A 659-nucleotide genomic window follows, 5' to 3' on the forward strand; every position below is an offset into this window, starting at 1 on the left:
ACCATTTGCAGGCCGGTCTCACCTGGATATCGACACTCTTACTGCAAACTCGAGCCAAAATCCTCATTCTCGCGCGCCAGTGCCATTTCGGTGATGGCGATCAGCGTCTCCGCCCGGGTCTTCAGGTCGGCTGCTTCGAGCAGCGCCTGTTTCTCGGCCGGCCCGTAGGGCGCCATCATCGACAGCGCATTGACCAGCATGGCATTTTCGGCGCGGCTGACGCTTTCCCAGTCGGCCTCCAGATCGTTGGCCTGCAGATAGGCGCGAAACGCCTTGAGCAGCGATGGCCGGTCGATCTCGTTGTCCGCCTGATCCTCGTCGAGATCGGCAAGGAAAGGCGCGGGCTTGCACTGGCGAAACGGCGTCTTGACCGTCAATTCGTGGGCGATGCGGAACCGGCACACGCCCTGCAGCGAAATCAGGTAGCGGCCGTCGCCGCTTTCGGAGAAGGCGATGATGCGGCCGGCGCAACCGACATTGCAGAGCTCCGGCTCGCCATCGCCGCGCAAGGCGCCGTCGAGACTGGGCTGGATGACGCCGATGAGCCGCGGGCCGGCGATCGCCTCGTCCACCATCTGCAGATAGCGCGGCTCGAAGATGTTGAGCGGCATGCGACCTCCCGGCAGCAAAAGCGCACCCTCGAGCGGAAAGATCGGGAT

1 protein-coding gene is annotated in these 659 nt (G+C 63.7%); it reads right to left on the bottom strand.

From position 1 onward, the window contains the following. Positions 1-38 precede the first annotated feature (38 nt). A partial coding sequence (locus EN964_RS36385) for an LON peptidase substrate-binding domain-containing protein (protein ID WP_245490757.1) occupies positions 39-659 on the bottom strand: 621 nt, incomplete at its 5' end.

It is taken from the genome of Mesorhizobium sp. M7A.F.Ca.CA.001.10.2.1 (genome assembly GCF_003998575.1).
GTDB lineage: Bacteria > Pseudomonadota > Alphaproteobacteria > Rhizobiales > Rhizobiaceae > Mesorhizobium.